A 23,053-nucleotide genomic window follows, 5' to 3' on the forward strand; every position below is an offset into this window, starting at 1 on the left:
TTCAAACGGGTAGGCAGGTCGGCCGCGGCGTACTACTGTCCGCCCGCGAGTCGGATGGGTCGTATCCGGTATCTTTTTCTTTCAGTCCTTCTTTGTGCGACGGCGCAGGCGCGTTCCGCGTATGCGGGCCCGTTCGATCTCGAGGACGACGACGACAAGAAGAAGCAAGAAAAGAAGGACGACGAGAAGATAGAGGCCGCGCCCGCCAAGGACCCCTTGGTCCTCACCAAGCGCAAGGCGTACACGCTCGCCGAGTGCCTCTCGCTCTCCGAACGCAACCACCCGAACCTGTGGGTCGGGCGCGCGAGGCTTGCGACGTACCACGCGCAGCTCGACGAAGCGCGCTGGGCGCCGTTCTTTCAGTGGAGCACCAGCGCCACCTTGGGCGTCATCCCCAAGATCACGGGCACGCCGTTCTACACGGCCGCCCCGGCGAACCTTTTGAGCACGAAGTTCACCGACGGGCTCAATCCGTTTCTCCAATTTTCCATCAACGGCTACGTCCCGCTCTTTCACTTCGGCAAAATCGATTGGGCGCGCCGTGCCGGTGAGGCGCAGGTGCGCGTCGGCGAGTGGGATCTCGAGCGGTTTCGCCAAGAGGTGCGGCGGGACGTTCGAAAGGCCTTCTACGTGATCATGGGCGCCCGCGATGGGCGCTATCTCCTGAACGAGGTCAAGAGCAGGCTCGAAAAGGCCATCGAGGGCGTTCAGGGCAAGCTGGATCGGGGCGAGGCCGGCGTCGACGAGACGGACCGCATTCGCCTCGAGGTGTACCGCGATCAGCTGCTCGCCCGCGGCGGAACGCCGGACATGCTCGAAACGAACGGCATGGCCGCCTTGCGGTTCATGACCGGCGTGCAAGTGAACTTCGATGTCCCCGACGAACCGCTCGCGCGCCCCGAGGTGAACGTGGCACCGGTGGTGAGCTACCTATCCGCCGCCCGTCTGTTCCGCGCGGAAGTGGGCTCGGCGCGGGCGGGCATCGCCCAGCGCAATGCCAATCTGGAATTGATGCGTGCGCGCCTTTTCCCGGATATCGGCATCGACTTGCGCGCGTCGTACTCCACCGCGCCGATGGTGGTTACGCAGAACAATGCGTGGGTCGTCGATTACTTCAATCGATTCACGTACAACGGGTCGCTGACCGCGCGCTGGAACCTCGACATCATGCCCGGCCAAGCGCGTGTGAACGGCGCGGAATCGCAGCTCGAGGAGGCACGCGCCTGGGAGCGCCTGACCGTCGGCAACGTCGGGGTCGAGGTGGAAAGCGCGTATGCGGCCATGCTGGAGACGCGCAAGCGCGAAGAAATGTGGGCGCGTGCCGAGAAGAAAGCCAAAGGCTGGATTGCCACCATCCAAGATGCCATCGATCTGGGCACCAAGGACGAGGGCGCCATCATGGAGCCGCTGCGCAGCTACGTCGATTCGCGCCTGAATCACATTCAGGCGCTGGTCGAGTACTACATTGCGCTTTCGGAGCTCGCTCGGGTCTCCGGCTGGGACGCCGCGGCGCCCCAGAAGTAACGTCGATTCCTTAGAACGGGCAGTTCGCCAGGGCGAGCAGCGAAACGACGCGGGCTCGCACGAGATCGAAGTCGCGCAGCGCCAAGGTGACGTCGGCGTTGCGGAGGGCCGAGGCGGCGACGACGAGCTCGAGGCTGGTGCCTTCCCCTTCGATGTATTGTGCACGCGTCAGGCGATCGTTCTCGGCGGCCAATTGGCGGGCGTCGGCGGCGACCTTGCGCGAATCGTTGGCGACGGTCACGGCACGGCGGGCCTGGACGACCTCGATCTCCGCGTTGCGCCGTGCGTTGATGAGCGATTGCTCCGCTTGGTCGGTTTGCGCGTAGGCCAGACGGCGCTGACCATCGCGTGTGCCGCCGTCGTAAAAGGGCACGGTGAGGACCGCTTGGATGTTCCAGGTCGGATTTTGCTGGTTCGTGTCGACGCTGGTCGCCGCCAGGGTGGATTGTGCCGTGAGCGTCGGCGAGTAGCCCCAGTTTGCGTCCGTGATGCCGCGTTCCGTTTGGATGACGCGGGCGCGGGCGGCGGCGATGTCGGCGCGTTCCTCGATGCCGTTGGCCGGGTGGCACGCCTGCTGGGCGCTCTTTTCGATGCCATTGAGGCTGATCGACTGCTGCACACCCACGGGCTCGGCGACACCCAGCGCGAGGCCGAGCGACTCACGCGACTTGCGCAGGTCTTCATCGCCGGTGACCAAGGTGGCGCGGGACACTTCCACGTCCTGCTGCGCGCGCACCACGTCCAGCCCCGTCGCCGCACCGAGCGCCTTCTTGCGCTGCGTGAGCTCGAGGCGCTCCAGCGCGCTGCGGAAGCCGATTCGGTTGATCTCCGCCACGCGCTCCTGCGTCACCACCGCGATGAGCGTCGACGCCACATTGAGGGCAATCTGGCGCTTGATGTCCTCGACCGACAATCGCGCGACGTCCTCCGCACGGTGCGCGGTGCCGACGCTGTACCACGTGCGGGGAGCGATGAGGGGCACGGCGGCGGTGAGGCTGCCGGTGAGGAACGGACCCTGCGTCGGGCTGGTGAAGTTCGACGTGGTGAGCTGGCCGGTGGCCGGGTTGATGCCGGTGACCGTCGGGACGTCCTTCGTCAGAAAATTGTACGTCACGGCCCCCTGGCCGGTGAGCGTGGGCAACGCACCCGAGAGAGAGACGCGCGATTGTGCCTCCGCGGCCTTCACCTGGGCGTACGCACTTCTCAAATCCGTGGAGCGGGCGCGCACCATTTCCAGTGCTTGCTCCCAGCTTCCGACGTTGTTCTTCGCGGTCGGCACGGGGGCGAGCATCGGATCGTTGACCGTGGGCGGCGGCGGGATATCCACGGGCTGATTGATCGGCGCCATGGAGCTCGGCCCCGCAGGCTGCGTGGGGAGCGGGGGATTCTTCGGGCGCCGCGACGGAGCCTGCGCAAAGACGGATTGCGAAAACGTTGCCGCGATAACGATAAGACTGAGCGTGGTGCCGACGGACGGTCGCATGCGGCGCACTGTAGCCGAAGCTTTGCCGCACGCACCTAAACCTTTGTGAAGAAAATACGGCCTTGAAACCGGAAAAACCGGCCCTATTTCATCGACTACGCTCTAACGTGGTTGCGTTAGTGGAGTTGTTTCGCAGCGCCTATTCGACGCCTAATGACGCTGATAATGCGCATTGCCCGGCGCAAGGTGCAGGGCGGTGCGGAGGGCGCTGAATCGACCGCGCAAGCTGGCGGCGCTGACACGAAACGACGCCGCGACCTCGGCCTGCGTAAGCGGCACGTGATCCAGGTACACGATGGTGTATGCGAGCGCAGCGGCCAGGCCTTGCACGTTATGGCCGTCCTCCGCCATTTTGCGCACCAAAGGCTCGCGCGCGACGACGAGGGCGCGGGCGCGCTGGCGTGGATCGAGCGGGAGGTTCGAAAGGCCGCGGACGAGGGCGGAGTCGAGCTCCGCAGCAGTCTCCTCGGCGCTCTTGCGCGCCTTCTTGCGGCGCGTGTTGGGCGCCCGATCGACCGATTCGAGCAAAGCGGGAGGCCGGGCCGGCGTCGCGTGGGCGACGGCAATCGGATGTCGCAATGCGCGGGATGACGATGACGACGACATGCCCTGCGACTCGTCACCGTCCGGCGGGGCGCCTGCCTCGAGCCATCGCCAGAGAGCCGCTTCCTCGCGCGACACGCCGCGCTTCATGGCCCGGGAGAGCACGCGCTTGGCTTCATCGAGCTTGCCTGCGCGCGCCAGGGCATGGGCGAAGGACGCTGCGATCTCGCGGTTCCCCATCGCGCCTTCGTAGGCGGTTTGCAACCAAACGACCGCGTCATCCGCTCGGCCGAGGGCTACGTCGACCAGGTGACCCAGGTTGTGCGCGTACCAGGGGTTCTTCGGCGAGGCGCACAGGGCTCGGAAATACGATGAAGCGGCATACTTGTAGTTCCCCAGCAACGTCTGGCAAAGGCCCAACACGGCCCAAGCGCGATCGTCGTCCTTCACCCAGAGCAGGACCTTGCGCGCGTGGAGCGCAGCCCGCCAGGGATGCCGCTCTACGAGGAGCTCGGCAAGTTGCCGATGCGCATAGACGCTTTCCTCACTTGCCGGCGCCGCCGTACGCGTGAGCCGATGAAGAAGCGGAAGTACTTCCCCCGGGTCGAGCGCGCTCTGGAGAGCCCATTCCACGTCTTGCCTCAGACGTTTGGCTTCGTTTTCGTGCGCGTCCATACGGTTTTAGGGTGTAGCTGCCACGGTGAGGCCGTGCAACGACGGAGAGTCGGATTTCGAGGGGCTGAAGATGAGAATCACAATTGACCTTGCACGATGGCTCGCCATGATCTAGCGGGTCGCGAGCGTCTCGGGCCGCGCGTACGCGATCAACGAAACGCGATGACGCGACTATGAACGAGTTCGTGCACGATGCGCAAGACGTCGAGTGCGGGCATGCCGCAGGCTGCCATGATCATTTGCACGCTGGACACTCCGTCGACATGCGACAGGACGAAACCGGCGCGATGATCGATCGATAACCATTGAAGCTTTTCGCGCGGAACGGCCACGTGCGGGACCCTATCGAGCGGCCCGATGCGAGCTGCATACATTTGTTCGAGGACCGAGCGGCAATTGTCGGCGCAACGTTTGGCCTCGACATGATCCGGAAACTCGGAGAGGAGAGACTCGGCCGCGGCCAGTGCGCCGGTGTAGTCGCCGAGCGAAAAACGATCGCGCATCTCCGCGACGGTATCGGCGGGCCGGGGGGCGGGGGCATCTTGCCGAGCGGGAGGGGGCACACTCCGAGGGCGCACCGGCGGCGGGGCCTGCGGGGCGGGCGTGCTCACGGCGGCGACGTCGGGCACGTGGGCGTTGGCGAGCGAAAGAACGCTGGCGCTGCTGGGGGTGGGACGCTCGCTCAGGGCCAACGGGCGTACGCGGCCCGAGTCCTTCGGCTCTTGGGCGTCTTGTTCGTCATTCTCGCTCACGATGCCTAGAGTCTAGGCGATCGCGAAGACCTATTCATCCTCGGACCAACGCGGGTGCATCCACACCCATTGTTCGGGCATCGCCAAGATGCGCTGGGAAAGCTCGTCGTTGATACGTGCAGTGACCGCGGCCTCGGATGCAGGGTCATCGATGGTCAGTCGTGTGACCGTCAACTGCAGGCCGCCCGAGGCATTCGACGGGTCCGATGCGGCCCCCGTGAACGGTGCGGCCGTGCCCACCACGATCACCGCGCCCGTGCGGCAGGCCATGCGGGCCGGACCCACGGGTGTGGCAGCAGGTGTGCCAAGGAAGGGCACGTCGATGCTGGGGACGCGGGAACGAAGATCCATGGGCATGCCGAGCAGCCCGCCCGAACGCAGCGTTCGCAGCATGCGCACCGGCGCCCCGGGCGCGCCGCGGTAGATGGACGCGACGCCTTTCGAGCCGCGCAGTCGATCGTAGAGCGCGGTCAGCCGTGGGTCGTAGCTCTCGCGGGCGACGGTGGTGAGGGGAAAGCCCGAGGCCACGAGGGTCTGCGCGACCCGCTCCCATGGGCCGAGGTGCGCGGAGACGAAGAGGACGCCGCGGCCTTCGCGGAGCGCCTCGGCGAGCACCTGGCGTTCGGCCTCGGGGAAGGGGAGCACGGTGGCGGTCTTGCCGCGCAACGATGCGACCGCATCGCCCAAATGGCCCCCGAGGTTTCCATACGCGGCCCGAACCAGCCCGCGCCGCCGCGCCTCGTCCCATTGCGGCAGCGCTCGGCGCACGTTGGCCAGCGCCAAGCGCCGCGTATCGGGCAAAATCGCGTGCGCAAGGGCACCCAGCCCGCGCCCTAGCCGGTGCAGCAGCGACGGTGGCACGCACGCCGCGACAGCCAGCGCTGCGCGCACGAGCCCATAGAGGAGCGCGTTCTTCGTCGCCTGCGCATACCCCCAGCGTCCGCCCGCCCGAACGTCCGCGGCCGTCACGGGGCCTTGTCCGTGATCACCTTGTTTTGGATCTCCACGGCCTCGTGAAGCAACGTGAGGGCACGCTCGCGGGCGCGTTTGGCGTCGTCGGCGCGACCCGCATCGGCGAGCGAGGTGGCACGTGCCTCCTCGATGATGCCGGAGACCTCGAACAGGTGTCCGCGGAAGTACGTGGGCTCCTTGGCGTGGGACAGCCCCTCTTGGATGGCCGCGGCCGCGGCGTCGAGGCTCCCCGACTGCAAACGCAGCTCGCCGAGGCGGGCGTACGTGTCGGAGAGCACTTCCTCGACCTCGGGGACGGTCCTCTCGGGGTGCGGCTTCGGGCCGGAGACCAGCCGTTCGAGGGCCGCGACAGCCCGCGCAGGCTCGCCCGCGGCCTCGTGCACATTGGCCTCGTGGTGGAGGGCACGCGCTTGGGACAAGAAGGCGAGCAGCGGCGGATCGACGGCCGGGCCGGCGTCGTCCTTCTTCGAGCAGCCCGCAGCGAGCATCAGAAGCACCAACGCGATCCACCCGAGGAGCGTGCGCAGGCGGCTCATCGCACCCCCCAGCGCGCGAATTGGTTGTCCCGCAAATCCGAGGCGCGGGCCGTGGCGATGCGATCGATGCGGGCGCTCGTACCACCCTGGGGGGAGAAAGGTTCGCGGAAGAGCGATTGGGTCGAGTGCGGGCGGGTGAGAGCGACAGGCTCGCCCAGCTCGGGGGCTCGCACGAGAAGCGTGAACGCGGCCGCCAGCGAGACGGCCGTCGCCGCGGCGCCGAAGGCCACGCGCACGACAATGCCGCCGCGCTTTCGGGGACCCGCCGGCGCGAGGGCTCGCTCGAGCAGGGCCTGGTGTTCGTCGGGTGCGAGCTCGCGGGGGGCATGCGCGAGGGCCAGCGCGCGCGCGAACTCGGCATCGTCGTGCGCGAGCGCGGGATCTTCCAGGGCGACACGCAGTGCCTCGGCGGCGCGCAGCTCCTCCTCCGACGGCGGTGCATCGGGGTCGTCCATGATCGGCGGTTTGCGGGGCGTCGTCATGGCTCCTCGGGTTCCTTAGCATCTCCCAGCGACTTCTTCAGCGCAGCGATGGCCCTGTGCAGAAGCACGTCGAACGTGGCGGGCGTGACCTCGAACATCGCGGCCACCTCCTCGCGCGGCCTCTCCTCCAGGATACGGAGCTGGATGGCCCGCGCATAACGCGGATGGATCGCCTCCAGGGCACGCGCCACCTTGGCGCGCGCAACCGCGCGATCCTGCTGCTCGCTCAGCGACTGGTCGAGCGCGCTGCCGTCGCTCTCGCTCTTCGCATCGAGCGTGCGCTCGACGTCGTCGGCGTCCCAGAGCACCATGCGCTTGCGCGCGCGCAGCTGGTCGATGGCCACGTGAAGCGCCAACGTGCGCAGCCACGGGTAAAATCCGACATTTTGCCAGGTGAAGCGGTCGATCCTTTCCACGACCTTGGCGTAGGTCTCACCCAGCGCATCCTTGGCCGCGGCCTCCGATCCGAGCCGCGGCAGAAGCACGCTCCGGTACAACGCCGGCCCGTAACGTCCGAGCAACTGGCCCAATGCTTCGCGGTCCTTGGCCTGGGCGCGCACGACGAGCTGCCGTTCGAGCTCGAGCTCGTTTTCCTCGGGCCGCACGCGCACGCCGGCGAGCATAGCCGTGCGGACGTTCAACGCTGGCAAGAAGATCTGGGCCGTCGCTGCGGCGGTCACGCTCGTCACGCATGAGCAACGCGATTTGCGCGGCGAAGCTTACAGGCGCCCGTGCGAGATGATAAGACGAGGGCCGTGAACGACGTCTCCTTGGCCCACGGTGCGGAGGACAACGGCTTGGCGGTGATGCTGGCGGATCTCGTCCGGCAGAACCTCGAGGCAAAACCGCACAAAAAGCGTGACTTTGCGGCCCTCGCCGGCTCCTTCTCCATCGTGGCGGAGGACGCGGAGGTGGCGCTCACCATGCGCTTCGCCAAGGGCAAGCTCACCATCCACGACGGCATCGTGGGCATCCCGGACGTGACCATTCGCGGGGGCTCGGACACCATCCTGGCGCTGTCGAACCTACCGCTGACCCGCCCGCTCGGTCTTCCCATTCCGAATCCCCGGGACAAGAACGAGGTCGAGGTGATGCGCTCGGTGGTTTCGGACCTGCGTGCCGGCCGGGTCCACATTTATGGGATGGCCTTTCACTTTCCCATGCTGATGAGGCTAACTCGGGTAATGTCGGTCAACGGCTGAACGCCCGCTCACGCTTTCGACACTTTTTGCATAAGCATCCCTTGACCTGGCACGTACGGTGAAATACCGTGCGCCCCCCACTGGCTCCGTTTCTTGTTCCCCGTTCTCGCATGGCACCGGAAAAAGCCGATGCTAGGCTTAATCGCGAGACCAAGAGCAATTTCGGAGCTGCTCGTCTCCCTCTAGTTCCAGGATAAAAGCCTCATGGCCGTTCACATTCGTCTGGCTCGCGCCGGTGCAAAGAAGCGTCCCTTTTACCGCTTGGTGGTGACCGATCACCGCAGCCCCCGTGGGGGTCGCTTTCTGGAGAACATCGGCACCTTCGATCCCACGAAGAAGGAAGCCCTTCTCTCCGTGAAGCAGGATCGTCTCGACTTCTGGACCGGCCGTGGCGCACAGCCCTCGGAAACGGTCACGCGCCTTCTCAAGCGCCTCAAGAAGGTCTCCGCGGCGAGCGACGCGAAGTAGTTCCTCTTTTGCTCTTTTGCTTTCCCCGCTCCCGTTCTGTTTTCCTCGCCTTCTGCACGTTTCATTGGAGCGCCGGCGTCGTGCCGGCAGTTAGCGCATGCCGTTGAAAGAGCTGATCCGCACCATCGCCATGGAGCTGGTCGACCATCCGGACCAAGTTGTGGTGACGGAAATCGCTAGCGAACACAACAGCCTCATCGAGCTGCGCGTCGCGAAAGAAGACGTTGGCAAGGTGATAGGGAAGGAGGGGCGCACCGCTCAGTCGATGCGCACCATCCTGGCTGCTGTGTCGACGAAGCTCGGTCGCCGCGCCCACCTCGACATCGTCGACTAAGGGCGCACAAGCCACCTATGTCCAAGGCCAAGGACGACCGATTCGTGCCGCTGGCGGAAGTCATGCGGCCGCACGGCGTACGCGGAGAGCTGCGCCTCAAGGTGTTCAACGCCGAGAGTGATCTGCTGCTCGACCAGGCAGAGGTGTTCGTCCGCGAAAAGGACGGCGCCGAGCATGAGGTGTCCGTGGACAAGGCGCGACGCGCCGACGCGGCCATCTTGCTCAAGCTTCACTCGGTGGACGATCGCGACCGCGCGGAGGAGTTGCGCGGGGCGATCATCGGGCTGCGGCGTTCTCAGTTTCCCCCGGCCGAGGAGGGCGCGTTCTACGCGTGCGACATCGAGGGGGCGAAGGTCGTGGTGCGCGAAGGCGACGGCGTCCGTGAGATCGGGTCGGTGCGCAGCCTCACGTCGTATCCGAGCGTGGACGTGTTGGTCGTGCATGCGGCCGACGGCGGCAAAGACTGGGAGATCCCGCTCGTCGAAGGGTACGTCGCGGGCGTCGACGTGGATGCCGGCGTGGTGACGTTGCACACGCTCGACGATTTGGAGCGGTGAGATGCGCGTCGATGTCGTGACGCTGTTCCCCGAGGCTTTCGAAAGCTTCCTCGCGACGACCTTCGTCGCGCGCGGCATCGAGTCGGGGCAGATGAGCGTGCGCTTTCGCTCCCCGCGCGAGTTCGGGCTGGGGAAACACAAGAGCGTGGACGATACGCCCTACGGGGGCGGAAGCGGCATGGTGATGCGCGTGGACGTGCTCACCGCATGCTTCGATTCGCTGGATGCGGACGCGCCCGATGGGGCGAAGGCCCACCGCGTGCTGCTTACGCCGCAGGGGGCGCCGCTCGATCAAGCGCGGGTGCGCGCACTGGCGGCGCGTCCGGCGGTGATGCTCGTGTGCGGCCGCTACGAAGGGTTCGACGAGCGCGTGCGCGGGTACGTCGACGAAGAGATTTCGCTGGGCGACTTCGTGATGACCGGCGGCGAGGTGGCTGCGATGGCCATCATCGAGTCCTGCGTGCGCCTTTTGCCCGGGGTGCTGGGCAACGAGGACTCCGTGCGCGAAGAGTCGCACAGCCCGGAAAACGAAGGGCTGCTCGAGTACCCGCAGTACACGCGCCCGGCGGAGTTTCGCGGGGTGGGCGTGCCCGCGGTGCTTTCGGGCGGGCATCACGCGCAGATTGCGGCGTGGCGCCGTGAGCAGGCCATCGCGCGCACGCGCGAGCGCCGCCCCGAGTTGTACGAGCGGTACGTGAAGAGCCTCCCGCCGGGCGGCGGAAAGGCGAAGTAGACGATGCGAAGGCTGGCCATTGCGCTGGTGCACCACCCCGTGCTCGATCGAGAAGGGCAAACGGTCACCACGGCGGTGACGAACCTCGACGTGCACGATCTGTCGCGGAGCGCGCGGACCTACGGCTGCAGCGATTACTTCATCGTGCACCCCATCACGGCACAACGCGATCTGGTGGAGCGCATCTGCGACCATTGGACGAACGGCTCGAGCGGAAAGCGCATTCCGGACCGCAAGGTGGCACTCGAATTGGTGCGTGTGGTGCCCTCGCTGGAAGACGTCTACGCGCGCTTCGGCGGCCGCGACGCGGTCGAGGTGTGGATCACGGCGGCGCGCAAGGTCGCGCCGCCCATGTCGATGAAGGATGCGCGGGCGGCCCTCGAAGGCGAGGGACGCCCGGTGGTGGTGCTCTTTGGAACGGGATGGGGGCTCGCGGGATCGGTCGTGGAATCGGCCGACGCGACCTTGGAGCCCATTCGAGGAAGCGTCGACTCGACGTACAACCACCTCAGCGTGCGCGCGGCGTGCGCGATCACGCTGGATCGCCTTCGCGGCTAGTTCTTGCCGGCGAAGAACGCGTTCATCTTGGGGTAGGTGATTTCGGCCGGGAAGAACGACGAGTACGTGCCCGACTGGACGAGCTCCGTACAGGCGCGGCGTGCGGCCTCGTAGGCGACTTCGGCGAGGTTGCCTCCGATGCTCAGCCTTCGCACGCCGAGCTGGCGCAGGGTGGCGACGTTGGCCAAGCCGGGGCCGGACAGCACGTTGAGCGGCAAGGAGGTGCCCTTGGCGACGGCCTCGATGTGCGGGGGCGTGCTCAATCGGGGTACGAAAAAGCCGTCGGCGCCCGCGGCGGCGTAGACCTCGGCCCGTGCGAGGCACTCCTCCACGTGCTTCTCGGGCGGAAGCTTGCCATGGAGAACGACGTCCGTGCGCGCGTTGATGAAGGCGTCGACCCCCGCGCGCTGCGCGGCCTCTCGTGCCGCGTGAAGGCGTTCGGCGAAGGCCTTGGGGTCCCCGCTGCCGTCTTCCAAGTTGAATCCGACCGCGCCCGCGTCGAGGATCCGCGTGACGCTTTCGGCGACGTCGCGCGGTGTGGCGCCGAAGCCGCGCTCGAGGTCCACGGACACGGGGATCGACACGGTGCGGACCATGCGCCGCACGACATCGGCGAGCAGCGCGACGGGCACGTGCTCGCCGTCGGGGTAGCCGAGGGACCAGGCCATCGCGGAGCTGGTGGTGGCTGTGGCGCGTGCGCCGCTTGCTTCGAACAGGGCAGCGCTGGCGCAGTCCCATGCATTGGGAAGCACGAGCATTTCACCGGGGGCATGCAACGAACGAAACGTGGCCGCATTGTTCATGGTGGAGCGGCACACTATCGCGGCTACCGCGTGGGGGCGAGTTCCACCAGCGGCGGTTCGATGACGAGGCCGCCGGCTTTTGCTGGCTGCGCTTCCACCAGCACGATGCGCGCGGGTGCGTTGCCCTTGGCGTGCACCGTGCGCAGGCGCTTCGGCTCCAGGCCCGATCCGCGCAACGTCTCGAACAACGTTGCGAGCTCACGTGCCGGGTACACGAAGCAGACGCGTGCCCTGCGCCCGGCCAGCTTGCGGGCGGCCACGACGAACGCCTCGAGCGATCCCATGCGCGCCCGCGCCCGCCGTGCCTCGGCCGGTGCGCGACCTCGTCCGACTTCGACGTAGGGCGGGTTGGCCACCACCAGGTGCGCCCTCCCGGCATGCTCCTCCGCCGCGTCCGCGACGTCGGCGCGAAGTACGTCCGCGCGGGCGGTCCATCCGTGCTCCGCCACGTTGCGCTCGGCATGGGCGGCGGCCTCGCGGTCGATCTCCACGAAGACCACGCGGTGCACGGCATGGAGTGCCAGGAGCGAAAGCCCCACCGCACCGGCACCTGCGCCCAGATCGAACGCGACCGCGCGGGTGTTCGTACGGCCCTCCGTGGGCGCGGCTGCGAAGCGCGCCAGGTGAAAAGCATCGACATTGGCCCGGTATCCAGCCCCGCGCGCCGGTTGGTGAACGAGCAAACCCTCGAGTTTCACGCTATCTCTTCCGCATGGTGCATCTGCAGCCGCCCAAGACGCAAGCCACTCGGCCCGAGGAGGCCATCGTGGCGCGGGCGCGCGAGATGGGCTTCGACGCGGTCGGCTTTGCGCGCGCGGACCTCCCTCTGGAGGCCGACTACGCGCGCTACCGCGAATTCATCGACCAGGGCATGCACGGCGAGATGTCCTGGCTCGCCGAAAACGCCGAGGTTCGGGCCAGCGCGACGGGCGAGGGCATGCTCGCGGGGGCCCGCAGCGTCATCTGCCTGGCACGCCGCTACCAGCGTTCGCGCGAGGACGAGGAGCGCGATGCGCCGCTCGCCCGCACCGTGGCGCGGTATGCGCGCGGGAGCGACTACCACAATCACCTGCGGCGGAAACTTCGCAAGCTGGCCGCCTTCGTCCGGCGGCTCGGCACGGAGGAGGCGCCGGTGTTCGCGCGGCCGCTCTGCGACGACGCGCCCATCTTGGAGCGTGCCTGGGCGGCCCGCGCGGGGCTCGGCTTCATCGGCAAAAATGGGCTGCTCATCGTGCCCGGCCAGGGATCCATGGTGCTGCTCGGCGAAGTGCTCACCACCTTGCCCCTCACCCCGGGGGTGCCCATGGCGGAGCGCTGCGGAAGCTGCACGCGGTGCCTCGACGTCTGCCCGACGCAGGCGTTCGTGCGCCCCTTCGTGCTCGATGCGCGCCGGTGCATCGCGTACCTGACCATCGAGCACCGTTCGGGCATCGACGAGGCGTTTCGTGCCCCCATCGGGGAGCACCTCTTCGGCTGCGACGACTGCCAGACGGTGTGCCCCTTCAATGCCTCGAACAAGCAGCGCGCCCCGGCGAATGGGCCGTTCGAGCCGCTGGAGGCGTGGAGCACCCTCGATTTGACGACGCTTCTCGAGCTTCGCTCCGAGGAGGACGAGGCCACGCAGGCCGTCTGGGCGCGCCTTGCCGGAAGCCCGGTGCGGCGAGCGACCGTCGAGGGACTCGCCCGCAATGCCGCCTTGGTGCTCGGCAACCGCGAGGATGCCGAGGCGCTGCCGGTGTTGCGGCGTGTGGCGACGGCCCACCCCTCCGCCATGGTGCGCGACAGCGCAGGTTGGGCCGTTCGGCGGATAGAAGGGGTTAGGGTTTAGGGTTTAGGGATCAGATAAGAAGAGGCGGTAGGATCATCTAACCCTCACCCCTAAACCCTCACCCCTAAACCCTCAAATCTCGGCGACCGGCCATAAGGACTATGATGAGGATCACCATGTCGGTGGGTAGAACGACGGCCTTCGTTGCCTGCGCACTGGTGCTTTCGTGTGCACCCGGACCGGCACTTTTCGTACACACTGCACGAATTGGGCAAGCATCGCAGCCCGAGATGGGGCAGCCGGTCACCTTCGGAAACATTACCCGGCCCGATCAGGCGGGGCATCCGAAGTCGGATTTTGCGCTGCTCAGCAACCAGGAAGACTGGGATCTCTTCTTCGCGGACCATCCGCAGCACGCCCAGTCGCGCTCCGTCGACTTCAAAAAGGTCGTGGTCCTGGCGTCGTACGTCGCCGAGCCGGATGCCTCGCAGCTCGAGACGACGCAGGTTATCGACAACGGCTCCGCCTTCCACGTGTACATGCGCGAGACCTTCCCGGGCGATGGCTGCAAGCCGCACACCGGGGGGAAGGCCTATGAGCTCATCACGTTGCCCAAGGCGAAAAAAACGGTGCACGTGCACGTGGACTCGGTGCGCGGGGCGGCCTGCGGGGCGTCGGTGGGCGCGACCGTGGCCTGCCACCTCAATTCGGACCCCAAGTGGGTCGGTGGCAACTTTGCGGCGAAGGTGGGGGACGTCGTCGAGTGCAAGGCGTCGATTCAAGCCGGCGGGCGGCTCGTGGTGGATCGCACCTGGCTGCTCACCGAGGCGCCCAAAGGCTCGGTGACGAAGCTGCAGTTCCAGGATGGCGGCGCCTCGGTGCGCTTTCCGACGGACGTCTTCGGGCGCTACCGCGTGCGCGTCGAGGTGACCGACGAGGACAGCAAGCGGGGCATCGCGCAGACCGTGGTCGATGCCGCGGTCGGCGAGGGCACCTTCGTCGAGATGGCTTGGTCGAATTTCGAGCTGTCCAGCGACGCCTCCAAGTTCCCCAAAGTGGAACTTCACGCCACCGACGTCCCGGGCGCGCCTCCGGCCCGCCATGATTGTTCCGTGGTGACCGGCGGGGTGGATCGCCCGGGTTGGTGCGAGGTGCAGACCCACGCGGCATCCACCGTGATGCGCCTCCACAAGGAGCCGGCGGGCCGGTTTGCGGTGCACGTCAAATACGTGAGCGAGCGCACCGATGCCTCGCCCGTGCTCTGCGTCCGCACATTGTCCGCCGGCGCGGTCGTCACCGAAGGCTGCGACGCCCAGACGCGCAAGGCGGGGGCCCTCTGGGAGTTGGGCACCATGGACGAGGCCAGCGGCGGCTTCGATGGCCGCGCCATCCTGGCCAAGAACGGGGTGGCCAACATCGAGCTGGATCAGCCGCTTCCAGCGACGGTGCTCGCGCTGCCCGATTTGGAGCGTCGCTACGTGGCGCGCTATTACTTCGACGCCCAGCCGGCGGAAGGCTTCCGCCTTGCGGCCACGGGGGGCGGGGCCACGGTGGCGCCCGAGGTGTGGGCCATCGTGGCGGACGGTCCGTACGCCGAGTGGGATCGCAAGTTCGGTCCGGGGCCGGCGCCGCCGGCCATCTCGAAGGCGGCCGTCGTCGCCGCGCGCGCGGGCGCCAAGGTGAAACTCATCGTCATCGAGTCGCCGCGCGTCACCACGCGCCAGGGGCTTGGCGTGGGAAGTTCGCTGGCCGATATCACCGCGAAGCTTGGACCGAAGTCGCCCTTCCCGGTGGCGGCGCTGTTCGGCAAGGATGAATGCGCCGTTTCCGACGGAAATGTCCGCTTCTCGTTCGCCACGTGCGATGAGGCGCGGGCGGGCGGCCGCGTGACGCGCGTCGTCATGGGGACTCCCACTTCGAAGTAGGATTTCCGCGTCAGCGGCCGTGTTAGAAGGCGCCATGCGCTTTCCCCGCCGTACATCTCTCTTCGTGACCGCCATCGTCGCCGCCGCATGCGGTGGCGAGGCGGCGAACGTGCCCCCCGAACCTCCGCCCGCCACGGCCACCGCCGCATCGGCCCCGGCTCCTGCACCGAGTGCTCCCAAGAAAGAGGAAGCCCAACTGCAGCTCGCCGAGAGCGACGAGGGCATGTGGACGCTCGATCGTTTCCCCACGGAGCGTGTGGCCAAGCTTCACGGCTGGGGACCCACGAAGGAGTGGCTCGATCGCATCCGCCCGCGTGCGGTGAAAATCGCCCTCGGGTGCTCGGGCAGCATCGTCTCGTCGAGCGGCCTGGTGATGACCAACCACCACTGTGTCGCCGACTGCGTCGGCCAGCTCTCCAAGAAGGGCCGCGACTACCTGGCGCAGGGCTTCTACGCGAAGACCGAAGGCGAGGAGCTGAAGTGCCCCGACTACGAGATCGATCAGCTCGCCTCGGTGACCGACGTGACCTCGCGCATCGAAGCCGCCACCAAAGGCGCCGCCGAGTCCGAGTTCGTCGCCAAGCAGCGCGCCGCGATGGGGGCCATCGAGAAGGAGTGCACCACCGGCGAGGGCGTGCGCTGCGACGTCATCACCCTGTACAACGGCGGGCAGTACCAGCTGTACAAGTACCGGCGCTTCACCGACGTGCGCCTGGTGCTCGCGCCCGAGCGCGCGGCGGCCTTTTTCGGCGGCGATCCGGACAACTTCAACTTCCCGCGCTACGACTTCGACGTTTCGTTCGTGCGGCTCTACGACGGCAACAAGCCGGTGAAGACCGACGAACGTTTCCGCTTTTCGGCCACGGGGCCGAAGCAGGGCGAGCCCATTTTCATCACCGGGCATCCCTACACGACGCAGCGCCTGTTCACGGTCTCGCGGCTCGAGTTCGCGCGGGACGTCGAGCTTCCGGAGTCCCAGCGTCAGGCCGCAGAGGTTCGTGCCATGCTCCTCGAGTACGGCAAGAAGAACGCGGAGGCGAAGCGCATCGCCGAGATTTTGCTCTTCGACATCGAGAACGCCATCAAGGTGTACGCCGGCAAGTTCCAGGCTTTGTCCGACAAGGAGTTCTTCGCCAAGAAGGTGAAGGACGAGCAGGCGCTTCGCAATTACGTGGCCTCGCACCCGGATCTGCAGAAGACCGTCGGCGATCCGTGGGAGGCGATTGCGCGCTCCCAGGTCGAGCTGCGCAACATCTTCGTCGCCTACAAAATGCTCGAGGCGACGCCGAACCACTCGACCTTGCTGCAGCTGGCGCGCCACTTGGTGCGCGCGGCCGAGGAGACGTCGAAGCCCAATGCCGAGCGGCTGCGCGAGTACTCGGAGGCAAAGCTTCCGGCCCTGAAGGAGGAGCTGTTCTCGACGGCGCCGATCTACGACGAGCTCGAGGCGCGGCTCATCGAGCAGAAGCTCCTCTGGATGCGTGGCGCGCTCGGGCCCGACGATCCGGCGGTGCAGCACGCGCTGGGCAAAGATGCGCCGGAGCAGTTGGCCGCGGCGCTCGTGCGGGGCACCAAGCTCAAGGACGTGAAGGTGCGCAAGGCGCTGCTCGAAGGTGGAAAGGCCGCCATCGAGAAGTCGACCGATCCGCTGATCCAGTACGTGCGGCGGACCGACGCGGATGCGCGCGCGGTGCGTAAGATCTACGAGGAGAAGGTCGAGGGCGTGGTGAAGAAGAACGGGGAGCTCGTCGGACGTGCGCACTTCGCGGCGTACGGCCAGACCACGTACCCGGATGCCACGGCGACGTTGCGCGTGGCCTTCGGCGAGGTCAAAGGCTGGGACGAGCGCGGAAAGCCGGTCAATCCCATCACGAACTTCGGCGGCATGTACGAGCGGCACACGGGCAAGGAACCTTTCGCCCTGCCGAAGCGCTGGCTGGATGCGAAGGGCAAGCTCAATGCGTCCACGCCGTTCAACTTCAGCTCGACGCACGACATCATCGGCGGCAATTCGGGCTCGCCGGTGATCGACAAGGAAGGCGAGATCGTGGGGATCGTCTTCGACGGGAACATCCACTCCCTGGGCGGCTCCTACGGCTACGATCCCAAGAACAACCGCTCCGTGTCGTTGCACAGCGCGGCGCTCTTGGAAGGGCTCGACAAGGTTTACGGCGCGAGCCGCATTTTGGCCGAGATCAAGCAGTAGTCTGCGCGCAGCCCTCAGGCCCTGGCCAGCGATTCCCAAAACTCCGCCAAATCGGCGGGAAGTGGGGACTCGATGGCCAGGTCCGCTCCGGTGATGGGATGCGGCAGGGCAATGCGCGCGGCGTGCAAAGCATGGCGCGGCAGTTCGAGCTGCACGCGGTGCTCGTCGGTGAGCTCTCCATCGGCGGCGAGCGCGAAGTACGACTCGTCGGGGCCGTACAGTTTGTCGCCGACGATGGGCGTGCCGTAGCTCTGCAAGTGAACGCGGATCTGGTGCTGGCGCCCCGTTTCCAGATCGCAGCGAACCAGGGCGTAGGTGCGACGGGCGCGTTCGCGCACGCCGAGGACCTCGAAGCCGGTGGCGGCCGATTGCGCGTCGTCCGTGCGGCCAATGCGCATCTTCACCTTGTAGCGGTTCTCCAGGTCCAGCTCGAGCGGGAGCTCGCAGCGGAAGGCCCCAGGCACCGCTTGCGGGGTCGCTCCTGCCGGCGCGTCCGGGGAGGGGACACCCCACGTGATGGCGAGGTACGATTTGTCGACCTCGTCCCGCTCCTCGAAGAGCCGCTTGACCGCGCGATCGCATTCGCGCGTCTTGGCCACCAGGATGATGCCGCTGGTTTCGCGGTCGAGCCGGTGCGCGAGCGTGACGAACTCCTTGGGCCGCGCCGACTGCAGAAGCTTGATGAGCGTGTTCTTGTAGTAGCGCGCCGTCGGATGCACCGGCAGCATCGGCGGCTTGTCGATGGCGAGCAGGTGGTCGTCTTCGTAGAGAATCGGAAGATCGACGGGGACCTCGGCCTCGTCCCACGGAGGGCGCCAGAGAAGGATCGTCTGGTGCGCACGCACGCGGTCGTTGGGCCAGAGGCGGCGGCCGGTCTCGTCGTAGGCCGACAGCTTGATGATCTGCTGGGTGCGCGTGCGGCTGGTGCGCCGGAGCTGGCTCTGGACGAACAGGTCCAACCGCGCGCCGGCGGCCTCCGGGGGAACGCGGAAGGCGCTCACCACGGAGCCTTCAGGCACCCCTTCGGGGCGCGAATAGAAATCGGCGGCGTTCTGGAGGCGGGTCAAGCTTGAATCGAGTGATCTCTACCACAGAGGTCGTGGTAGAAGCTTGCCCCGATGGAAATCCTCTTTTTGTCGACGGAACTGGCCCCGTTCGTCAAGGTCGGCGGTCTTGCCGACGTGGTGGCGGCGCTGCCCAAGGCGCTGCGTGCGCTCGGGCATCGCGTCACCATCCTGCTGCCGCGCTTTCCGGCGTTCGAGCAGGGGCTCATGTTCGCGCGACGGCTGACGCCGCTCACGTTTTCGCTGGGCGATCGCACCTTCGAGGTGACCGTGTTCGACGGGCGGCTGCCTTCGCAGATCGACATCGTGCTGGTCGACGTGCCCGGCCTCTACGATCGGCCTGGTGTGTATGGCGAGCGCGGCGAGGACTACGCCGACAATGCGCTGCGCTTCGCGGTGCTGTCGCGCGCCGCGGCCGAGATTGCCGCCCAGCGGGCGCGCTCGGGGGTGCCGTTCGACATCGTGCACGCGCACGATTGGGCGACGGGCCTCGTCTCCGCGTACCTGCCGGAGTTGCTCCCCGAGGGCGCGAAGACGCGCTCGGTGTTCACGATCCACAACGTGGCGCACCAGGGCGTGTTCCCCAAAGAGACGGTCCCGCAGCTCGGCTTCGATTGGGGGCGCTTCACCGTCGATGGGCTGGAGTTTTACGGCAAGGCCAACCTGTTGAAGCAGGCGATCCTTTCGGCCGACGTGGTGACCACGGTGAGCGCGACGTATGCGCAGGAGTTGGTCACCGAGGGGCAGGGCTACCAGCTCGAAGGCGTGATTCGTTCGCGTGCCCCCATCACCGGCATCGTCAACGGCGTCGACTACGCCGTGTGGAACCCGGCGACGGACACCGCGATTGCTGCGCGCTACGATGCGGAAGATGCCTCGAACCGGGCGCGCTGCCGTGGGGCGCTGCTGCACGAGCTCGGGTTCTCCGTGGACACGACGGGCGGCATCGTGGCCTTCGTGGGCCGGCTGGTTCCGCAGAAGGGCGTCGATCTGCTGCTGGAGGCGATTCCGCGGCTGCTTCGCGCGACGGAGGCGGTCGTGGTCATCGCCGGCGACGGCGACGATGCGACGGCGGCGCGCATCACGCAGCAGGCGGAGCGCTCGCACGGGCGCGTGGTGTTCGTGCGCGCGGCGAGTGAGCCGCTGGTGCACCGCATTTTCGCCGGTGCGGACATCGTCACCGTGCCGAGTCGCTACGAGCCGTGCGGGCTGGTGCAGCTCTATGCGCAGCGCTACGGCGCGGTGCCGGTGGTGCGTGCGACGGGCGGCCTCGTCGACACGGTGGTCGATTGCGATGCGGCCCTGGAGACGGGGACCGGGTTCGTCTTCGAGGAGCCCACCGGCGAGGCGCTGCTCGGGGCCATCGAGCGCGCGCTGGCGGCGCGGGAAATGGAAGAGTGGCCTCGCCTGGTGCGGCGGATCATGCGCCTTGATCGAGGATGGGAACGGCCGGCTCGTCGTTATGAACAGGTATATCGGGCTCTTTCTCCGGCGGGGGCGGCGGGGGCCACGTGACCGGCGCCTCGCGGCGCGCCGGGACGCTGTGCGCGCTGTCGAGGGATCGCAGCGCCCTGGCGAGCCACGATGCCCGCAGCGCCACGCGCGAGACGACGATGGCCTGGTGCACGACGAAGAGCGCGACCAGGGCCACGCCGGGGCGGCCTCCGAGGCGCGAGGCCACGAGCGCCCCGAGGGCCACGAGCCCCCACGAGACGAGGGCGCGCCACACGTAGGACCAACAATCGCCCGCCGGGTGGAGGACCAGGGCCCTCCACGCGAGGACGATGGCGCGCACGGATTTCACGCGAAAGCGAACCACCGCCGCGCGCGCCATGTCGTGCAGGATCCCGACGAAGCACGGGACCAGGAGGCCGGCTGCCGCGACGCTGAGGCCGAGCCAATCGGCGCGCGGCTCGCCACCGACGTGGTTGCCCTCCGCGTAGATCCCCGCGACGGCCGTGCCGAGGGCGATGACGGCGGCGCCCGAGGTCACCATGGCGATGCTCGCGAGGATGAGCAGGCCCGCCATCGGCGTGAAGCTGCCCAGGACATAGGGCCAGAGCTGGCGGAGTCGGGGCGCACGCCGATCGCGCGTGGCGTGCGTCATGGACGCCATGAGCGCGGCCAGTGGCAGCAGGCCGAGGAGCAGCGCCGCCGGCACGAGCACGGTCATGTGGCCGACCACGGCCGGCAGCGCGCGCAGCCCGTGCACGACGAAGTCGGCCAATTCGAGGGCGCCCGCGCGAAAGAACACGCCGTCGCCGTCGGGGTGCGTGCCATAGGCCCGTGCGGCCATGCGGCCGACGGGCCATGCGATGGCGAAGGCCCAGACGACCTCCCAAGCCCACACGAGCGCGATCATCCAGGGGCGATGGCGCGCGCGCATGGCGTCGTTCGCGAGCAGGACCAAATCGTGTGATTCCGTGGTGCGATCCATGGTGGTCAAGGCGTGACGAGCTGCAGGAGCAGCTCGGCCCAATAGGTGGTTCGTTCCAACGTGCGGGCGGGCATGTGCGCGGATCCCAAGGTGCCGCGGTGGTTGTTCGTGCGATCTTCGTCGAGCAGAACGCGATTTTCGGGGTCGACCACGGCGGCCTCGAGCGGGACGTTGCCGTCGTAGGGAACGCGGAAGTCGTCGCCCTGGCCATCCCAATGCACGCGCTTTCGCGAGCCATCTTCGAGCACCAGATCGATGTCGACGGGCAAGGTCAACGTCCCGCGCCGCGTGATGAGTGCCCAGCCGTCGAAGCGGTCGTTGGCGGGGGCGCTGGTGGCGACCGTTTCGCGGCGGCCGTCGCGATCGTAGATGCCCGTCGCGGTCTTCTTGCGGCGGCTCGACAGATCGGTGACTTCGTAGTCGATCCATCCTTTGTCGAAGAGCGCCGCGCGCAGATTCTCCGAGGCGCCCTGGCCGACCACCTCGGTGAAGCACGCGAGGAAGTCTTCCGGTGTCGGGTGCCGAAAGCGCCATCTGCGCGCGTAGAGGCCCATGGCCTTTCGCACGATGTCGTCCCCGTAGACACGCCGAATGGTCTCCACGATGGCCGCGGTGCGTGCGTAGACCAGCCCCCCATAGTTCCATCCCGTGGAGAACGCGTACGCGGGTTGCGCCACCGGTTCTTCGTGCGCAAGGTAATTTCCGCCGACGGCCTGCGGGGTGACGTCGCTGACCTTGAGGCCGAACACGTCGGCCAAGGAGCCCGCACCCAGGTACGCGTCCATGACGTCTTGCTGCGCGAAGGAATTGAGCCCTTCGTCGAGGAAGGGCCACTTGACCTCGTTCGAGCCAAGGAGCCCGTAGAAGTACTCGTGGCCATACTCGTGGATCGCGATGCTCTCGGTCGTGTAGACGCCCGGGGGGCCGTACCAGGCCGCTCCGGTGGTGATGAGCGTCGGGTATTCCATGCCGCCGGCTTCCTGGGCGCGGCGTGGTGGGTGGACCACCGTCAAAATGGGGTACGGGTAGCGCCCGTAGCGCTGACCGAAGTACGGAATGGTAAAGCGAAGGCCGGCCATCTGGCGCGAGGCGCTGTACTCGAACCCGGGCGGATACAGCATGGTGATCGCGACGCCGTCGATGGTCTCGCGCATCGTCTGGAACCGGTCCCACGCGGTCCACGCGAAGTCGTGCACGTCGGCCTGGACGTGCCGTTCGATGCGGCGCCCGCCCTCGATGCGCGATTCGGTGGCCGTGCCCGTGGCGCCGAGGATGAAGGCCTCCGGGACGTTCAAGGTCACGTCGTAGGTGCCGTAGTCGGCGTAGAACTCGGCGAGGTGGTGAAACGGAAAGTGGGCCCAGCGGCCGTCTTTCTCGAGGCGCGCGATCTTGGGAAACCACTGCGCCACCATGTGGAACGAGCCGTAGTAGCCGGTTCGCTCGACGACGGTGGGCAGCTTGTCGTCGAACGTGACCTCCAAGGTGATGGCTTCGCCGGGCGCCACGGGGTGGGGTAGCGGCACGCGCGCATCGGTTTCGTCTTCGTCGTCGGGGCGGTGCAGTTCCGCCTGGGGCCACAGGTCCACGGCGCCTTCCGGCGTGTCGCCCCGCAAGGCCAGGCGGCGCACGTCGATGTATCCCCACTCGTCGGGCAGGGTGCCGCCGCGGGCCCCGGAGCCAACCGGCTCGCGGAGAAAGACGCTCTTCTCGTTCTTGAAGGCGTTCAAATAGAGGTGAAGCCAAAGTTCCGACTGGGGCGTGTCGCTCGTGTTGCGCCACGTGATGGTCCCCGTGCCGTGGAGCGTGTGCGCCACGGGATCGAGCTTCGCCTCCAACGTGTAGTCGACGACGTCTTCCGCGTGCTCGGGCACGGGCACGTCGGCCGCAAAGGGCTCCGCCACCGGGCTGCCCGCCGTCGCCGCATTTTCCGCGGGCGCAGCCGATTCGGAGACGGGCCACGATCCAGGAGCACACGCACCGAGACAAAGGACGAACGCGAGCGAACGAGAAACGGTCACGGTGCGAGGTTAT

At 67.4% G+C, this 23,053-nt stretch carries 23 protein-coding genes; 11 read left to right on the forward strand and 12 right to left on the reverse strand.

The window, feature by feature from the left end:
• The first annotated feature begins 54 nt into the window (after positions 1 to 54).
• Positions 55 to 1,524 carry a TolC family protein gene (locus LVJ94_16585; protein ID WXB08844.1) on the forward strand — a complete coding sequence of 490 codons (1,470 nt, stop codon included), beginning with the start codon at positions 55 to 57 and terminating at the stop codon, positions 1,522 to 1,524.
• Between the two features lie 10 nt (positions 1,525 to 1,534).
• Here the strand turns inward: LVJ94_16585 and LVJ94_16590 are convergent, their stop codons facing one another.
• The 7 genes from LVJ94_16590 to LVJ94_16620 form a co-directional block, all read right to left on the reverse strand.
• Positions 1,535 to 3,007, reverse strand: a complete 1,473-nt coding sequence (locus LVJ94_16590; protein WXB08845.1) for a TolC family protein — start codon at positions 3,005 to 3,007, stop codon at positions 1,535 to 1,537.
• 150 nt (positions 3,008 to 3,157) lie between these two features.
• Entirely contained in the window at positions 3,158 to 4,183 is a 1,026-nt protein-coding gene (locus tag LVJ94_16595) for a hypothetical protein (protein ID WXB08846.1), read from the reverse strand.
• 191 nt (positions 4,184 to 4,374) lie between these two features.
• Entirely contained in the window at positions 4,375 to 4,977 is a 603-nt protein-coding gene (locus tag LVJ94_16600; protein ID WXB08847.1) for a hypothetical protein, read from the reverse strand.
• Positions 4,978 to 5,007: 30 nt separating this feature from the next.
• On the reverse strand, positions 5,008 to 5,946 hold the full coding sequence (locus LVJ94_16605) for a lysophospholipid acyltransferase family protein (GenBank protein WXB08848.1): 939 nt from the start codon (positions 5,944 to 5,946) through the stop codon (positions 5,008 to 5,010).
• Positions 5,943 to 6,485, reverse strand: a complete 543-nt coding sequence (locus LVJ94_16610; GenBank protein ID WXB08849.1) for a hypothetical protein — start codon at positions 6,483 to 6,485, stop codon at positions 5,943 to 5,945. The genes LVJ94_16605 and LVJ94_16610 overlap by 4 nt, the downstream gene beginning before the upstream one ends.
• On the reverse strand, positions 6,482 to 6,967 hold the full coding sequence (locus LVJ94_16615) for a hypothetical protein (GenBank protein ID WXB08850.1): 486 nt from the start codon (positions 6,965 to 6,967) through the stop codon (positions 6,482 to 6,484). Before LVJ94_16615 ends, LVJ94_16610 begins: the two co-directional genes overlap by 4 nt.
• Entirely contained in the window at positions 6,964 to 7,647 is a 684-nt protein-coding gene (locus LVJ94_16620; protein ID WXB08851.1) for an RNA polymerase sigma factor, read from the reverse strand. The genes LVJ94_16615 and LVJ94_16620 overlap by 4 nt, the downstream gene beginning before the upstream one ends.
• A gap of 75 nt (positions 7,648 to 7,722) precedes the next feature.
• Here LVJ94_16620 and LVJ94_16625 point away from each other — a divergent pair, with 75 nt between their 5' ends.
• From LVJ94_16625 to LVJ94_16650, 6 genes are all read left to right on the forward strand, one after another.
• Positions 7,723 to 8,169, forward strand: a complete 447-nt coding sequence (locus LVJ94_16625) for an SCP2 sterol-binding domain-containing protein (GenBank protein ID WXB08852.1) — start codon at positions 7,723 to 7,725, stop codon at positions 8,167 to 8,169.
• A 204-nt stretch (positions 8,170 to 8,373) separates the two neighbouring features.
• A complete protein-coding gene (gene rpsP, locus LVJ94_16630; protein WXB08853.1) occupies positions 8,374 to 8,637 on the forward strand; it encodes a 30S ribosomal protein S16 in 264 nt (87 codons plus the stop codon).
• Between the two features lie 97 nt (positions 8,638 to 8,734).
• Positions 8,735 to 8,971, forward strand: coding sequence for a KH domain-containing protein (locus tag LVJ94_16635; GenBank protein WXB08854.1), 237 nt, complete (start codon positions 8,735 to 8,737; stop codon positions 8,969 to 8,971).
• A gap of 17 nt (positions 8,972 to 8,988) precedes the next feature.
• Positions 8,989 to 9,528: a ribosome maturation factor RimM gene (gene rimM / locus LVJ94_16640; GenBank protein WXB08855.1), complete on the forward strand. Its 540-nt coding sequence runs from the start codon at positions 8,989 to 8,991 to the stop codon at positions 9,526 to 9,528.
• A gap of 1 nt (position 9,529) precedes the next feature.
• Complete coding sequence (gene trmD, locus LVJ94_16645; protein WXB08856.1) at positions 9,530 to 10,261, forward strand: tRNA (guanosine(37)-N1)-methyltransferase TrmD; 732 nt, start codon at positions 9,530 to 9,532, stop codon at positions 10,259 to 10,261.
• A gap of 3 nt (positions 10,262 to 10,264) precedes the next feature.
• Positions 10,265 to 10,819, forward strand: a complete 555-nt coding sequence (locus LVJ94_16650; protein WXB08857.1) for an RNA methyltransferase — start codon at positions 10,265 to 10,267, stop codon at positions 10,817 to 10,819.
• Here the strand turns inward: LVJ94_16650 and LVJ94_16655 are convergent.
• Entirely contained in the window at positions 10,816 to 11,622 is an 807-nt protein-coding gene (locus tag LVJ94_16655; protein ID WXB08858.1) for an isocitrate lyase/phosphoenolpyruvate mutase family protein, read from the reverse strand. The genes LVJ94_16650 and LVJ94_16655 overlap by 4 nt on opposite strands.
• 23 nt (positions 11,623 to 11,645) lie before the next feature.
• Positions 11,646 to 12,320, reverse strand: coding sequence for a methyltransferase (locus tag LVJ94_16660; GenBank protein WXB08859.1), 675 nt, complete (start codon positions 12,318 to 12,320; stop codon positions 11,646 to 11,648).
• Between the two features lie 14 nt (positions 12,321 to 12,334).
• Between LVJ94_16660 and queG the strand changes: the two genes are divergently transcribed.
• From queG to LVJ94_16675, 3 genes are all read left to right on the forward strand, one after another.
• Positions 12,335 to 13,450, forward strand: coding sequence for a tRNA epoxyqueuosine(34) reductase QueG (queG, locus tag LVJ94_16665; GenBank protein ID WXB08860.1), 1,116 nt, complete (start codon positions 12,335 to 12,337; stop codon positions 13,448 to 13,450).
• Between the two features lie 116 nt (positions 13,451 to 13,566).
• Positions 13,567 to 15,315, forward strand: a complete 1,749-nt coding sequence (locus LVJ94_16670; GenBank protein WXB08861.1) for a hypothetical protein — start codon at positions 13,567 to 13,569, stop codon at positions 15,313 to 15,315.
• A 34-nt stretch (positions 15,316 to 15,349) separates the two neighbouring features.
• Positions 15,350 to 17,521 carry a S46 family peptidase gene (locus tag LVJ94_16675; protein WXB08862.1) on the forward strand — a complete coding sequence of 724 codons (2,172 nt, stop codon included), beginning with the start codon at positions 15,350 to 15,352 and terminating at the stop codon, positions 17,519 to 17,521.
• A gap of 14 nt (positions 17,522 to 17,535) precedes the next feature.
• Here the strand turns inward: LVJ94_16675 and LVJ94_16680 are convergent, their stop codons facing one another.
• The gene (locus tag LVJ94_16680; protein ID WXB08863.1) at positions 17,536 to 18,588 is read right to left on the reverse strand and encodes an RluA family pseudouridine synthase; all 1,053 of its coding nucleotides are present in this window, start codon (positions 18,586 to 18,588) and stop codon (positions 17,536 to 17,538) included.
• A 51-nt stretch (positions 18,589 to 18,639) separates the two neighbouring features.
• Between LVJ94_16680 and glgA the strand changes: the two genes are divergently transcribed.
• On the forward strand, positions 18,640 to 20,100 hold the full coding sequence (glgA, locus tag LVJ94_16685; GenBank protein ID WXB08864.1) for a glycogen synthase GlgA: 1,461 nt from the start codon (positions 18,640 to 18,642) through the stop codon (positions 20,098 to 20,100).
• Here glgA and LVJ94_16690 read toward each other — a convergent pair.
• Positions 20,006 to 21,022 (reverse strand): hypothetical protein, encoded by a 1,017-nt coding sequence (locus LVJ94_16690; GenBank protein WXB08865.1) that lies wholly within the window; start codon positions 21,020 to 21,022, stop codon positions 20,006 to 20,008. The two genes, glgA and LVJ94_16690, sit on opposite strands and share 95 nt — an antisense overlap.
• A gap of 5 nt (positions 21,023 to 21,027) precedes the next feature.
• Entirely contained in the window at positions 21,028 to 23,040 is a 2,013-nt protein-coding gene (locus LVJ94_16695) for a M1 family metallopeptidase (GenBank protein ID WXB08866.1), read from the reverse strand.
• Positions 23,041 to 23,053: the final 13 nt, after the last annotated feature.

The organism is Sorangiineae bacterium MSr11367 (assembly GCA_037157805.1).
In the GTDB taxonomy this organism is placed as follows: domain Bacteria; phylum Myxococcota_A; class Polyangia; order Polyangiales; family Polyangiaceae; genus Pendulispora; species Pendulispora rubella.

Coding starts and splice junctions, on each gene's coding strand:
- LVJ94_16585 (WXB08844.1), top strand. CDS start 55: ATGGGTCGTATCCGGTATCTTTTTCTTTCAGTCCTTCTTTGTGCGACG.
- rpsP (WXB08853.1), top strand. CDS start 8,374: ATGGCCGTTCACATTCGTCTGGCTCGCGCCGGTGCAAAGAAGCGTCCC.
- glgA (WXB08864.1), top strand. CDS start 18,640: ATGGAAATCCTCTTTTTGTCGACGGAACTGGCCCCGTTCGTCAAGGTC.
- LVJ94_16690 (WXB08865.1), bottom strand. CDS start 21,022: ATGGATCGCACCACGGAATCACACGATTTGGTCCTGCTCGCGAACGAC.
- LVJ94_16650 (WXB08857.1), top strand. CDS start 10,265: ATGCGAAGGCTGGCCATTGCGCTGGTGCACCACCCCGTGCTCGATCGA.
- LVJ94_16655 (WXB08858.1), bottom strand. CDS start 11,622: ATGAACAATGCGGCCACGTTTCGTTCGTTGCATGCCCCCGGTGAAATG.
- LVJ94_16670 (WXB08861.1), top strand. CDS start 13,567: ATGTCGGTGGGTAGAACGACGGCCTTCGTTGCCTGCGCACTGGTGCTT.
- LVJ94_16635 (WXB08854.1), top strand. CDS start 8,735: ATGCCGTTGAAAGAGCTGATCCGCACCATCGCCATGGAGCTGGTCGAC.
- trmD (WXB08856.1), top strand. CDS start 9,530: ATGCGCGTCGATGTCGTGACGCTGTTCCCCGAGGCTTTCGAAAGCTTC.
- LVJ94_16675 (WXB08862.1), top strand. CDS start 15,350: ATGCGCTTTCCCCGCCGTACATCTCTCTTCGTGACCGCCATCGTCGCC.
- LVJ94_16610 (WXB08849.1), bottom strand. CDS start 6,485: ATGAGCCGCCTGCGCACGCTCCTCGGGTGGATCGCGTTGGTGCTTCTG.
- queG (WXB08860.1), top strand. CDS start 12,335: ATGGTGCATCTGCAGCCGCCCAAGACGCAAGCCACTCGGCCCGAGGAG.
- rimM (WXB08855.1), top strand. CDS start 8,989: ATGTCCAAGGCCAAGGACGACCGATTCGTGCCGCTGGCGGAAGTCATG.
- LVJ94_16590 (WXB08845.1), bottom strand. CDS start 3,007: ATGCGACCGTCCGTCGGCACCACGCTCAGTCTTATCGTTATCGCGGCA.
- LVJ94_16615 (WXB08850.1), bottom strand. CDS start 6,967: ATGACGACGCCCCGCAAACCGCCGATCATGGACGACCCCGATGCACCG.